This window comes from Geobacillus sp. LEMMY01, assembly GCF_002042905.1.
GTDB classification, from domain to species: domain Bacteria; phylum Bacillota; class Bacilli; order Bacillales; family Anoxybacillaceae; genus Geobacillus; species Geobacillus proteiniphilus.
Genome location: NZ_MVKA01000003.1, coordinates 1 through 13,481 on the forward strand (window position 1 = coordinate 1; position 13,481 = coordinate 13,481).

Below are 13,481 nucleotides of genomic sequence, written 5' to 3' on the forward strand. Positions count from 1 at the left end.
CCGAAGTCAGCTGCCCGACCCACTTTTTTCGGAGGCGGGTAAAATCCCGCAATTCGCGAATATCCGCTATTGGGACTAAAGTTTTTTCAACGAGTCCATGGCGGAGCAGCGTGGCGATCCACTCGGCGTCCTAGACATCGGTTTTTCGTCCCGGGACATTTGTGATCCGCTGCGGATTGCCAGTGGCAAGTCGACATAGCCCTCGAGGAAGGCGAAGACCGGTTKCCAATACACGCCGGTGGATTCCATGGCGACATGGGTAACGCCATGTTCTTCGAGCCACTCAAGCAGGTCACCAAGTCCCTTCGAGAACGTGGAGAAGGTTTGAATGTCCTTTTGAATGTGTCCATCTTCTTCCCATAGCGCGCAGGCGACGATGGTTTCGGCATGAACATCCAATCCTGCGCAGCGAGGATAGATGACATCCATGATGAAAATCCTCCTTTTCGATGATCGAGTGCGCAAACAGCGAATCCACGGGAGAAATGCGGCAGTTTTCCGTTCGTCGTCACCTTTCCTCTATCACAGGAAAGGGCGGACAATGGGTGGTGCACCCAGTGGATTCAAACACTTTTCCGTACAGGGTCTAAGCCACCATTAAGCATAACGTCCTGTTGAACTGTTTGCGCCTATTCTTCATTATGGGAAGAAAAGGGGGATTTTCATGCCCGGGTGGAGAGCAAAAATTGCTCATGGAACTTTTCCGTGAAAATCCCCACCACTTGGTGAGTGCGGTATACGCTCCTGATCCGTGAGGGTATACTGAAAATGGCCAAAAAAGGCAATAGGAAAGCAGAGGTGCCCGATTTTAGGCATCTCGTATAACCTGTCTGCCTTTTGGCTAGACTAAATAAGTTGTGGTTGGCGGAACGGCTCTTTGCGGGAGATCATGCAAAAGATGATCACCAACATCCGCCGAGCAATGGCGATGAGGGCTTTTTTCTTCCCGCACCGGGCCGCCAACGACCAAAACTTTCGGGACAAGGGATGCGTCTTGGATCGAGCTGCTGACCATGCCGCCTCGCATAACGCCGATCGGAGATGGGGATTGCCTTTTGTCGTGCGCGTGCTCTTTCGCTTTCCGGCGCTTTCATGGTTGCCGGGGGACAACCCCGTCCATGAAGCCGCCCGTTCCGGCGTTTCAAAGACGCTCATGTCGGTTCCCATCTCGGCGATGATGACGGCGGCGGTTTGTTTTTTGATTCCAGGCATGGTCATCAGTAAGTCCACTTCCTCGCGATACGGCTCGAGCAGGCGGTCGATATGCTGGTCGACTTCTTCGATTAACTGCTCCAATTCCTCAACGTGTTTCCACAAGAGGCGAAGGAGACGGAGCTCGTGTTCGGTCAAGGTGCCGAGCAGCGAATCGTACACCGCTTGCTTTTTCTTTTTGAGCCTTCCGCGCAGGCATTGATCCAACTCGTCCTTGTCCACGTATCCCTTCTCAAGCAGCCGGGCGAGGATGTCTTTTCCGGAAACGCCGAAGAGATCGGAGAGGACCGAGCCGAGTTTGACATTGGAAGACTCGAGCACTTTTTGAATCCGGTTTTTCTCCGAAGTCAGCTGTCCGACCCACTTTTTGCGGAGGCGGGTAAAATCCCGCAATTCGCGAATATCCGCTGGGGGGACGAAACTTTTTTCAACGAGTCCATGGCGGAGCAGCTTGGCGATCCACTCGGCGTCAGAGACATCGGTTTTTCTTCCCGGGACATTTTTGATCCGCTGCGGATTGGCCAGTGTCAAGTCGACATAGCCCTCGAGGAAGGCGAAGACCGGTTTCCAATACACGCCGGTGGATTCCATGGCGACATGGGTAACGCCATGTTCTTCGAGCCACTCAAGCAGGTCACCAAGTCCCTTCGAGAACGTGGAGAAGGTTTGAATGTCCTTTTGAATGTGTCCATCTTCTTCCCATAGCGCGCAGGCGACGATGGTTTCGGCATGAACATCCAATCCTGCGCAGCGAGGATAGATGACATCCATGATGAAAATCCTCCTTTTCGATGATCGAGTGCGCAAACAGCGAATCCACGGGAGAAATGCGGCAGTTTTCCGTTCGTCGTCACCTTTCCTCTATCACAGGAAAGGGCGGACAATGGGTGGTGCACCCAGTGGATTCAAACACTTTTCCGTACAGGGTCTAAGCCACCATTAAGCATAACGTCCTGTTGAACTGTTTGCGCCTATTCTTCATTATGGGAAGAAAAGGGGGATTTTCATGCCCGGGTGGAGAGCAAAAATTGCTCATGGAACTTTTCCGTGAAAATGCATGCGCCCCGATGAGTCATTTTCATGCCCGGGTGGAGAGCAAAAATTGCTCATGGAACTTTTCCGTGAAAATGCATGCGCCCCGATGAGTCATTTTCATGCCCGGGTGGAGAGCAAAAATTGCTCATGGAACTTTTCCGTGAAAATGCAGGACTGACGCATGATTTTCATCCCTGGGTGGAGGGCAAAGCGTGCTGCCCATGGATCTTTCCTGTGAAAATCGTCTTGTCCGTGAGTGATTATTTTCATACCTATACGGAGAATGGAATTCGCTCATGGAGATTTTCTATGACCATAATTTTTTAGGGGGAGTTAAAATGTTTGTTTCTGACTTATATATAAAAAACTTTCGAAGCATTAAAGATATCCATGTAAGTTTTAAAGAGGGAAAAAATATCCTTATCGGTAAAAACAATGCTGGAAAAAGTAATATTATTAAAGCACTGGACCTATTACTTGGAGAAAAATTGCCAAGTAAATCATCATTAGATATAAAAGATTTTTATGCTGTTGAAAGAGAAATAAAAGGAAACAAAAAAATAGATTATGCCAATGAAATGTTTATTGCTGTTAAGCTATCCGGAAAAGTCCCAGACAGTAATACTTTTCAAGAAATAAAAATTATCCGGCAAGAAAGATTTGGAATAGAATATTGGGCTAAATTTGAAAATGATAAGGTAATAATACACGATCAACTAAAGATGGATTATGATGAGTTTGATCCGAAACGAGATCTTGATAAATTTGAAGGAACGGATTTATGTTATTGGATTAGAGACAAAGAGGAAGTTATTTTTTATATTTATGCTAATAGATATGGTTCAGATGATGAAGACATGCAATTTATTCATGGGATGCTGGTTAAAGATAAAAAGAATGAAAAATATTTCAGATGTTTCCCGACGATTTCAAAAAAATTAAGAGATGCATTCATTACTAGTTCGATTTTACCTGCTTTCAGAGATCCTTCAAATCAGTTAAAGATAACCAATTGGACATGGTATGGAAAATTACTGAAATCATTATGGGACAATAAAAATAAAGAAGTGGATGAAGAGATTAAAAAGCAGAGCGAAATGATAAAAAAACTAACAGATAAGGTATTTGAGGATACGGCTAATGATATAAAGAGTAAATTAAAGGAATTAATAAATTATAGTTATATTAGTTTTAGAATGTTACCTAATGAGAAAGATGATATATATAAAAATGTAAGTATATATATAAACGATGGTATTGAATCTCAATTATCAGAAAAAGGTTCTGGATTGCAAAGTGCGTTAATTATTGGACTGTTCTCTTACTATTGTTCCAAACTTCATAAGTGCAACTCACTTCTAGCAGTTGAAGAACCTGAACTATTTTTACACCCTCATGCAAGAAGGATGCTTTCTAACAAACTAGATGAATTTGTTTCTCTAGATGACAATTACAAAAATCAAGTAATTATTACGACACATAGTCAAGAATTTATTAGAAATACTGAGATTGAAAACATTATTGTAGTTAGAAAGCCCGAAGGTACTTCTGAAACCAAAACATTTAGTTTAACTAATAACGAAAGAACTATTCAAGAAATACAAAAGATAAAACAATTGCTTTGGAGTAAAAATTCCGAGTTATTCTTTGCTGATAAAGTAATTTTAGTTGAAGGTGGAGAAGAATATATTATACCTTTAATCGCTGACTTTATTTTTGAGCAGACCGGAATATTAGATAAAAGAAATATTTCTGTAGTCAAAGTTGGCGGAAAGAGCCAATTCGGAATTTATATGGCTTTGTTAAGAGATTTAGGAATTGATTACTTTGTTATTGCTGATTTTGATTACCTTGAAAACGGTTTAGAACAAATTGCTGAATACATCGATGGATTTAATTATAATGCTCTCAGTGAAATTAGAGCTGGTTTACAAAAATACAAAGGTGATTATAAAAAGTCAAAAGAAATAAGAAAAAAAATACTCGATCCTAATCAAGCTGACGCCAAAAAATTATGTTATATTTTAGATGATATGTGTGCCAAAAGGGAATTTAATGAAGACCTTATTAGTTTATGGGAATATTTGAGACCAAAGATAAGCAAAAAAACTAACTATAACGACATCAAAGGCGATGAAGAGTTAAAAATGAAAGTTGATCGCTTTCTCGATCATTTATTCGATAATAATGTGATGATTTTAAAAAAAGGTGAATTAGAAGATTACTATAAGGATTTAGCAAGAGAATTGACAAAAGAAGTCAAAGGAAAAGAACTTAAAGTACTAAAACTTCTGGAGATTGTCAGTCATAAAAGATACAATATTAGTGATTTACTTGACATATCTGATTATAAAGAAGCAATCTTACGGGTAACTGAAACAAAATAATGACAATTGTGTTAACGCATTTTAGATCCGTTGCATTAAAAAATACAATGGATCTAAAATGCGTTTTATTTTTTTACCTCCTTCCCAAGTACGCTCCTTCCTTTGCCTCACCCCATTATAATTTTTGTTTGTTAGGCGCGTAAAGGGTCTGCGCTCTTCGGACGGCTTGGGGAAGACAAGTCGGCTAACCAAGCCTAAAAAGTACAACTTTTAAGGCTTGCTGAGATGCAGAGAATGTTACTGAAAACTTAGGGCTTCCTATAATCTTGACTATGTCTAATTACAAGTGATGATGAGGTATTGGAATTATGGTCTTCCGGCGACCCGTAGTCTTTTGGTTCGGGAAGGGCGATGTGATAGGCTGGAACGGGCCGGAAAGGCGCGTGCTTCGGTGATTTGTCCATCAGTCAGCATAGCGTTTCCGGCCACCAGCCGACCATCACATCGCCCCGGGGACCCGGACCAAAAGGAAACGGAAGCGCCGGCGAACGCGGACTTTGTTCTATCGATCTCTGTTTTTTGTCACGATTTGTCGAAATATGTATTTTATATTTTTGTCAGACAATAAATATTCTAATATTTCTCATATATGGATCGGTAAAAATAAAAAATAGGCACTCTGCTAAAAAATGACCGCTCAAATTTGCTTGTAACGCGTTTTAATGGATAAGGCAATGGTTTTCTATTCAAGAAAGAAAAAATGTTTGTACGGACCGTTTTTCGAGTTTAACGCGGTTTTCATGTTTTTATGAAAAACAACTGCTTCAATCCTTTCTGTCGTCGACTTCCAATCGTGCAAAAACTCCGGGGGATCGACGACAGTTTCTTTTTTTCTTTCCTTCCTACAGCCATCAGCGATTCACTCTATTGACGGAATTTTCGAAATGGAGTATACTGGACTTGACCTATTTTGAAAAGTGTTGATGTATCAACGCTTTTTGGGGGTTTTTATCTTACCTATGAGGAATTGAAACCATCATCCGCTGTCGCAATACGAATGATGTCTTCTACGTTTGAGAAGCGAAAAATAAGACTAACGCGAAAACCCGCTGATTTTTTCAGCGGGTTTTGTCATCGGCTCAACACCTTGCGATCAGGCGTTTTTCCTTTTGATTGGGTTTTTTTCTTTCCTTCCCGCAGCGATGCGATGAGTTGCTGCCTGAAGTTGCTTCGCATGGTTGCGGGATGAGTCCGCTTGCACGATGCTTCTTTGAATGGACCGAGCGCCGGGCTTCCCCAGGCTCCGGCCGGATAGCCGCAGGCTAGAAGGCGGCCAGCCGGGAAGACCGGCGCGGACTTTTAATGATTAATTATTTTTTAACTCATTTAAATACTTCTCTAAAGCTTCTTCAATAAGCAAATAAATATTCTTCTCCTGCAAAATCGACTGCATCTTCAACTCTTTGTGCAGGTCCGTCCGAATATCGAAGGAAACACGCTTTCTTTCCACTTTCTTTCCTTCCTTTCTTGGTTGGTTGTCATCTTCGTTTAAAACTGTATTGTTTTCTTCCCCTACAGGATCGGTCAGCACTTGCGTAGGCGTGATGACTTTTTGCTGGCGCTTCATGTTTTTGATGTCATCTACTTTGGACACGTTCCATCATCTCCTTGTAGAAGTTTTCATACTGCTCCAACGCCTGGTTCAACTCATTATTTTCCTCAAAGCCGTATAGCGACAGGCGTCCGATCGGCGCCTTGCGGGTGATGATCGTTTTGAACACCTCGTTCGGATAATCTTCCTCGATCATTTCATTGAACGCCTTCGCGTCGTTGCGGCGGACGTCGTTCATGGTTCTGAGAATGCCCAGCAGCCTGGTATTGTGCCGCCCATGCACCCTCGCTCCCTCAACGGATTCCATAAAATTCGGGACCGCCGAGTAGCACCAATTGGAGCACTCGAACATCATGATGACATACTGGCTTGCGCACAAGGCGTTTGTCGTCTGCTCGCTCAACGAAGGCGGCGTGTCGATAACAATGAAATCGTAACGATGCCGGATCTTGTCCAACGTATCGTCCAGTATCAAGGTCGGCTTTCCCTTATACCTAATATATTTTCCAAGGTACGTCTCCCCTGTGTAAATCCAACGGGGGAACGTGGCCAGGAAGTTGTTGGCCGGAAGCAGATCCAACCTGTCGTTGACCTTGACTATGTACGGCTCCGGATCCCTCTCCTGCATCGCTTCGAGAACGGATTTCTCCGTGAATTCGTTGGATGGCTTTCGCGAAAGGAGCTCTGTCAAATTCCCCTGCGAGTCCATGTCGACGGCCAAAACCCTGTATCCGTCCCTGCTCAACAAATAGGCGAGGACTCCTGTTGTCGTGGACTTTCCGCATCCGCCTTTCTGGATGCCCATGGTGATGGTGATGGCCACTTATATCACCTTCCTTTCTTCCAAGGTTTGTTTCTTCTTTTGTTTATATGATTTATTCTACGTTATTTTATAGATTCCTTCAATGATTGCAAAAAATAAGAGCGTTAGAAACGCTTCCACTTCAATTCCGATATGAGTTGCCGCACCGCCTCCGACTCCGACATGTTTTTTGTCTGACAGTATTTCTGGAGAAGTTCGTAAAGCTCGTCGTCCAAGCGCACGGTAATGCGATATGACTTGGACTTTTCTTCTTTTGGGCGTCCACGTTGGAGCTTTTTGCGTTCGACGCGCAGATCATCATGGACGACAACATCGAGGTATCCGAACCGCTCATAAATGTTTTTATGTTTCTCTACGAATTCTTCCCACATTCGGGGAATTTCTTCAAGAAGCCGGAGGTACTCTTCCTGCAGCCTCTTTGTTTCCTCTGGGGACCGAGGGCGCCGCTTGCCGAATTCCTGAAGGACGAGAACCTGAAAATCGTGCCGCTCATAGCATCTTCCTTCCATCATCGCCATCACCTCTATTTTTTGTCCGACACTATTTGTGTTTATTATACCTCCAGACTTTCACTAATTCAACATTTTTCGTCTGACATAAAATTAAGATACCAGTGCCAATTTTGCCTTTCAAAGCACAAATTAATCGAATCGGCGTTTTTCAGAACAAAAATCGCTGTTTTCGAGCTGAAAGATAAGGTTTTGTCATTTTGATTTTTTTGCCAAATAGGGGTATATTGTACTTAAAAATGTGATATTTTCGACAAATTTCACCCCGAGCGTTAAGGGGAAGAAGGGGATGAAAAAAGTTGGACTGGAAAGAGGTAAAGCGGTTCGCCTATGCCGGCCAGGCGTTTATCCCTGTCAACGTGGAAAACAGAGGGGATTCGGTCAAACTTTTTTTCAGGAGCGGGGAAACTAAGCTGCTTGACGTGCAATCGAGTCTGTTTTTGAAGCGGCTTCTGACCTTCTTTGGCACAAGCATTTCGATCAACCGCCATCGGTATGGGGAGTTGGTGGGGAAAAAGCAGCTCGTTCCCATCGTATTGTCGTATGGCTTTACCATCATTCCGTTTAACGTTCGCGAGCCGGTCGGCCGACAAAGCCGTGTAGGGTGGTTTGTGTCAAGAGAGATTGAGCAGTTCCGGCAAAGATCTCCCCAGTGCACCACGATCCATCTTCTTTCCGGACATCAGATTCCTGTGTTTCATTCCCGCAAGTTCTGCATTGACCAACTCAAAAATGCAAAATGGATTGAGATGTGCTACGGGGAGATTCATGAACCGCATCGCAGGCAATGGATAAACGGCAGCGCAGTTTGTGAAACGGTGGTTATGTAGTGAAATGAATGATTTATCGCAATAAACCGGAAGGATCGGCGGCATTGGAGGCCGCTTTTTTCTTTTTTCGCTTTGAAATCGTCTTTGTCTATGGGTGTTCTCGGTTGATATGATGTTGGCAAATCGAAAGGAGGTAGGAAAATGGCCGCTTCAGAAATGGTGTCGGGCCGCACTCTTGTTTTGGACTTCTACGCCGGAAAGGACAGCGACGGAAAGGACATCATCCGCTCGCAAACCTTCAGAGTGAAGAGCGACGCAAGTGTCCAATCGCTTTACGATGCCGCCGCCGCCATCGCCAGCTTGTCGAGCGGCAGCTTGCGGTACGTGCGCACGACGTTGACCAGCCATATTATCAATGCATGATGAGAGGGGGAATGAACAATGAAGACGTTGGAACTGACGTTTAACGCTCAAGCGGGGCCGGCGCGGATTTTGATCCGCTATCCCAAGGAGCCGGTTGATCCGGTGCAAGTGAAAACGGTGATGAACCAGCTCGTAGCGGCAAATGTTTTTATGACCGGCAACGGGGAGCTGGTGAGCCCGAAGAGCGCCCGCATCATTGAACGCGAAACGCAAGACATCCAGCTGCCATAACGCATCTGTCATGAACGGAAGGTTTCTCGCCTTCCGTTTTTGAGCATTGAAAGGGGGAAAAGCAATGGATTTGTTTTCGATGATCAGTGAAGTTTCCTTCCCGATCCTTGTTTCTATCTATCTTCTGTATCGGATGGAGACGAAGCTGGATCAGTTGACCAAATCCATTCAAGATCTAACTATCGCATTGAGCCGAGGTCCGCAGAATTGATGATGGGAGGGAATTCGAAGTGGAATTGGTGGAGCTGCTTTTCCGGGCGGAGAAAAGGCTGTCCGGGCTGCATCCGTTGGTGGCGGATAAAGCTAGAGCGTTGATTCGAAAGGCTTATGAGGAAGGCATTTATATCATCATTACGCAAGGGTTTCGAACCGTCGAGGAGCAGAATCGCCTGTATGCGCTGGGGCGGACAAAACCTGGACGGATTGTTACGAACGCCCGTGGAGGATACAGTTATCATAATTTTGGATTGGCGTTTGACGTTTGTGTCTGCAATGTTTTCAAAGGTACGCTGATCCCCAGCTGGAGCCTCGACCGTCGGTGGTTTCGCGTCGGTCAGATCGGAAAGTCGCTTGGCCTTGAATGGGGCGGGGATTGGAAGAGCTTTAAAGATTATCCCCATTTTCAATATACATTTGGCCTTTCGCTTGCACAGCTGCGGGCGGGAAAAAGGCCGCCGGCCGCTGTCGTGGCTAAAAAATAGACTGTCTCGCCCCTTCCGGAAGTGGAGGGGATTTTTTTTAAATCTGACAAAAGCACGTTATGTCAGATTTTTGTCTGACGTTAAATACGTTGAAGGAAGCAACACGAAGCCGCTTTGCCGCTCTCCCACTTTTTGTCCAAAAATCTTACTCATCTCCCTCATGGACAAGGGGGTGTCATATTTTGCATACCGTCCATCCCATCAAAGATAGGGAAAAAATCGAAGCGATGAAAAAGATTTTGCGTGCTTCGTCGTTGAGAGACGAGCTTCTTTTTACGATCGGGATCAATACGGGGCTGCGGATCAGCGATATTTTGGCTCTGAGAGTTGGGGATGTGAGGAATCAAAAAGGCGTTGTCGAACGCATTGAGATCGTGGAAAAGAAGACAAAAAAGACTCGGGTTGTCGCACTGAACAGAAAAACTCGCCGCCTGATCGAGCTGTATTTAGCGCAGGAGCGGCCGCACGCCCGCGGCGACGAGCCGCTGTTTCGGAGCCAAAAAGGAGGCCGGGCGATCAGCCGTCAGCATGCCCACTACATCCTGAACCGGGCCGCCAAAGCAGTTGGGATTGTGGATCGCATCGGCACCCACTCCCTGCGCAAAACGTTCGGCTATTTCGCATACAAACAAGGAACGGACTTGGCCATGATCCAAAAAATCCTCAATCACTCCAGCCAGGCCGAAACGCTTCGCTACATCGGCATTACGCAGGAGCAAATCGATGAAGTCACTGCAGGGCTTGATCTGTGAACGAAGCCCGCGCCGGTCTTCCCGGCTGACCGCCTTCTGGCCCTTTGGCCATCCGGCCGGAGCCTAGGGAAGCCCGGCGCTCGGTTCATTCGAAGAAGCTGCCTGCGGGCCCATTCATCCGCAGCCGTGCGAAGCGTGACCGAAGAAGCCAATGCATTGCACCGCTGCTTGAAGCAATAAATCATCGAATAAATGATTGATACTAAAAATAATGAATTATACATTAAAATAATTAAAACAATAAATAAACGTTTATTTCATCTTTCCTTCCAACAAACAAAAGTTTCGTGGTTCGCACGAAGATTCCATTTCCGCGCCGGTCTTCCCGGCTGGCCGCCTTCTGGCCCTTTGGCCATCCGGCCGGAGCCTAGGGAAGCCCGGCGCTCAGCCGCTCGAAGAAGCCGCTTGCGATCTAGCTCCTTCCGTTGTCCGCGGTCGTGCGAAGCAAGATCAAGAGGCCGATCAAAGTGGCGCTGTGGAAGAAAAAATCAAAACTTGCCGTAAAACGTCGTTAAACGGCTTATTTTGGCGTTTTGAAGCTTGGGGGGTAGAAAACCATTAACCCATCAAAAAAAGCGTCTCATACGGGCCGTACAAGGCCTAGGAGACCTTGTTTGTTTTTCCTCTTCAGCACAGCAAGATATATTAAACCCTTGTGTATATTGAGCGGCAGCCCCCTTTTTGCTGCTTTTATATACTTTTAGTATTTATATCTTTTAAATCTTTATATATTTTAGGAGGGGGCAAGATCCTTGATTTATCAAGGGTTTCAGCGATTTGGACAGTACATTTTTGGTGTTTATCTCGTACATTTTTGGTTGTTTCGGCGTACATTTTTGGTGTCCAGCGTACATTTTTGGTGTTTATCTCGTACATTTTTGGTTGTTTCGGCGTACATTTTTGGTGTCCAGCGTACATTTTTGGTGTTTATCTCGTACACATGTTTTCTTGTGTACGCTTTAATAAATAAAGCGTACATGTACGAAAAAATGTACTTTTTAACGTGAGTGTTTTCTTGTAGAATAGGATCAAGGAGTTATTTTCCTAATTTAGTAGGTGGAGGATGAGAGGATGCAGACTCCGGCTGTCCAGCCGCAGTACAACAGCGCCGTGACGAAGTCCAATGCGCTGATTGAGGCGAACTATAAGCTGTCCACTATCGAACAGAAGATCATCTTGTATATCATCAGCCAGATTCGCAAAGATGACGCCGATTTTAAAATGTATAAGCTGCCGATACAGGAGTTCTCTGAATTGCTGGGATATCGGGGAAGCCCTAAATACACGGAGCTTCGGGAGATCACGAAAAATTTGATGCGCAAGGTGCTTGAGATCAGAGAAGGCCAGAAGCTCAAACAGCTGAGTTGGGTTTCATACGTGGAATACGACGAGCATTCCGGCTATGTCAGCTTGGCCTTTGATCCCCGCTTGAAGCCCTACCTCCTGCAGCTGAAAAGGGAATTTACGACCTATCGCCTGAAGAATGTGATGGAACTGAAAAGCTCTTACTCCATCCGTATGTACGAGCTTTTAAAACGTTGGCAGTATATGGGCGAGGTCGTGATTCGTCTGGATGATTTGCGGATGATGGTTGGAGCAGGGGACAAGTATTCAGAATACCACAATTTCAAAAAACGAGTGCTTAATCCCGCCAAGAAGGAGATTGCGGAGAAGACGGACATCATGTTCACATACGAGGAGATAAGGGAAAAACGCAAAGTTGCGGCGATCCGCTTTCAAATCAGAGAGAAAGTCGTTGAGCCGGTTGTCGTTGCCTTGGAAGAGAAAAAGGAAGCTCAAGCAGATGATCGGTATTTGCAGTTTTTGGCTGTAGTGCAGGCTTATGACCGGTACATAACAGAACAGCAATTCACGAAGATAGCGGTCTTGGCTCAAAAAGCTTTCGGCGGAAACTGGATGGATGAGCTCATTCAAACGGCAAGGCGCATTATGCAACGCAATGACATCCGCGAACCAATTGCTTTTCTGACCTATTTCTTGAATGAAAAAGTGCAACGGATTCAGGTCGGGATCGATCCAAATGAGGTGACCATTCACAGCCATGGAGGCGCTAGATTCGTCCGCCGCGAGATCGTGCCGGACTGGCTCCGGGGCTACGAAGAGCAGCTTGCTGCCGAAAGCGCCAAAAGCAAAGAGGTTGATGAAGATATCGAACAGATGCGACGTGAGCTTGAGGAGCGGTTAAAGAAATACAAAGACTAAGTCCAGCCCGCGCCGGTCTTCCCGGCTGACCGCCTTCTGGCCTTTGGCCATCCGGCTGGAGCCTGGAGAAGCCCGGCGCTCGGTTCATTCGAAGAAGTTGCCTATGGGCCCATTCATCCGCAGCCGTGCGAAGCGTGACCGAAGAAGCCAATGCATTGCACCGCTGCTTGAAGGAACAAATCATTAAACGAATAAGTGATGATAAAAATAATAGAGTATACATTAAAATAATTAAAACAATAAATAAACGTTTATTTCATCTTTTCTTCCAACAAACAAAAGTTTCGTGGTTCGAACAAAGATTCCATTTCCGCGCCGGTCTTCCCGGCTGGCCGCCTTCTGGCCTTTGGCCATCCGGCTGGAGCCTGGAGAAGCCCGGCGCTCAGCCGCTCGGAGAAGCTGCTTGCGATCCAGAACCTTCCGCTGTCCACGGCCGTGCGAAGCAGAATCAAGGAGTTGCTCAAAGCACCGCCGCGATCAATAATGATGTTTATTGTTTTATTTTTTTGTCTGACATTAAATATTGGTTAATTTTCGACAAAAAGCGACAGATAGGTGTAGCTGCACCGGCGCTTCCGTTTCCTTTTGGTCCGGGTCCCCGGGGCGGTGTGATGGTCGGCTGGCAGCCGGAAAGGCTCAGCCACTGTAAGCCCAAGCGCCGAAGCCCTCGCCTTCCGGCTCGGTCCAGCCTATCACACCGCCCTTCCCGGCCCAAAAGACTACGGGTCGCCGGTGTTCCAAGAAATGCAGCCAAAAGAGCATTTTTGTTAATCGATTTTACGATTTTTGAAATAAATGGAGGATTTTGAAATAAAGTGTCGAAATTCAAGACCGCCAGAGTCCTCTCCTATTCAATAGGCCTC

Annotated in this window: 13 protein-coding genes and 1 pseudogene; 9 read left to right on the plus strand and 5 right to left on the minus strand. The window is 45.6% G+C overall.

Annotated elements, in window-relative coordinates:
- A pseudogene (locus B1A75_RS02685) lies at positions 1-429 on the minus strand (IS110 family transposase); the annotation flags it as partial.
- A 417-nt stretch (positions 430-846) separates the two neighbouring features.
- Positions 847-1,983, minus strand: coding sequence for an IS110-like element ISGka2 family transposase (locus B1A75_RS02690; protein ID WP_079935694.1), 1,137 nt, complete (start codon positions 1,981-1,983; stop codon positions 847-849).
- 602 nt (positions 1,984-2,585) lie between these two features.
- On the opposite strand from B1A75_RS02690, the gene B1A75_RS02695 reads away from it, so the two are divergent.
- Positions 2,586-4,634 (plus strand): ATP-dependent nuclease, encoded by a 2,049-nt coding sequence (locus B1A75_RS02695; RefSeq protein ID WP_079935726.1) that lies wholly within the window; start codon positions 2,586-2,588, stop codon positions 4,632-4,634.
- 1,306 nt (positions 4,635-5,940) lie between these two features.
- On the opposite strand, the gene B1A75_RS02700 is transcribed toward B1A75_RS02695, so the two are convergent.
- The 3 genes from B1A75_RS02700 to B1A75_RS02710 form a co-directional block, all read right to left on the minus strand.
- Positions 5,941-6,228 carry a hypothetical protein gene (locus B1A75_RS02700; RefSeq protein WP_011229509.1) on the minus strand — a complete coding sequence of 96 codons (288 nt, stop codon included), beginning with the start codon at positions 6,226-6,228 and terminating at the stop codon, positions 5,941-5,943.
- Positions 6,212-7,009, minus strand: coding sequence for a ParA family protein (locus B1A75_RS02705; protein WP_011229510.1), 798 nt, complete (start codon positions 7,007-7,009; stop codon positions 6,212-6,214). The genes B1A75_RS02700 and B1A75_RS02705 overlap by 17 nt, the downstream gene beginning before the upstream one ends.
- Before the next feature lie 104 nt (positions 7,010-7,113).
- Entirely contained in the window at positions 7,114-7,521 is a 408-nt protein-coding gene (locus B1A75_RS02710; RefSeq protein WP_049752141.1) for a DUF6290 family protein, read from the minus strand.
- A gap of 296 nt (positions 7,522-7,817) precedes the next feature.
- On the opposite strand from B1A75_RS02710, the gene B1A75_RS02715 reads away from it, so the two are divergent.
- From B1A75_RS02715 to B1A75_RS20180, 8 genes are all read left to right on the plus strand, one after another.
- On the plus strand, positions 7,818-8,348 hold the full coding sequence (locus tag B1A75_RS02715) for a competence protein ComK (protein ID WP_011229512.1): 531 nt from the start codon (positions 7,818-7,820) through the stop codon (positions 8,346-8,348).
- A 141-nt stretch (positions 8,349-8,489) separates the two neighbouring features.
- Positions 8,490-8,711, plus strand: coding sequence for a DUF1659 domain-containing protein (locus B1A75_RS02720; RefSeq protein WP_020961687.1), 222 nt, complete (start codon positions 8,490-8,492; stop codon positions 8,709-8,711).
- Positions 8,712-8,729: 18 nt separating this feature from the next.
- Positions 8,730-8,942, plus strand: a complete 213-nt coding sequence (locus B1A75_RS02725; RefSeq protein WP_041467679.1) for a DUF2922 domain-containing protein — start codon at positions 8,730-8,732, stop codon at positions 8,940-8,942.
- Positions 8,943-9,021: 79 nt separating this feature from the next.
- Entirely contained in the window at positions 9,022-9,153 is a 132-nt protein-coding gene (locus B1A75_RS02730; protein ID WP_370643389.1) for a YvrJ family protein, read from the plus strand.
- Between the two features lie 19 nt (positions 9,154-9,172).
- Complete coding sequence (locus B1A75_RS02735) at positions 9,173-9,643, plus strand: M15 family metallopeptidase (RefSeq protein ID WP_011229515.1); 471 nt, start codon at positions 9,173-9,175, stop codon at positions 9,641-9,643.
- A gap of 182 nt (positions 9,644-9,825) precedes the next feature.
- Positions 9,826-10,395 carry a site-specific integrase gene (locus tag B1A75_RS02740; RefSeq protein WP_053532345.1) on the plus strand — a complete coding sequence of 190 codons (570 nt, stop codon included), beginning with the start codon at positions 9,826-9,828 and terminating at the stop codon, positions 10,393-10,395.
- Positions 10,396-11,466: 1,071 nt separating this feature from the next.
- Positions 11,467-12,618, plus strand: a complete 1,152-nt coding sequence (locus tag B1A75_RS02755; RefSeq protein WP_011229476.1) for a replication initiation protein — start codon at positions 11,467-11,469, stop codon at positions 12,616-12,618.
- A 134-nt stretch (positions 12,619-12,752) separates the two neighbouring features.
- Entirely contained in the window at positions 12,753-13,427 is a 675-nt protein-coding gene (locus tag B1A75_RS20180; protein WP_230847109.1) for a hypothetical protein, read from the plus strand.
- Positions 13,428-13,481: the final 54 nt, after the last annotated feature.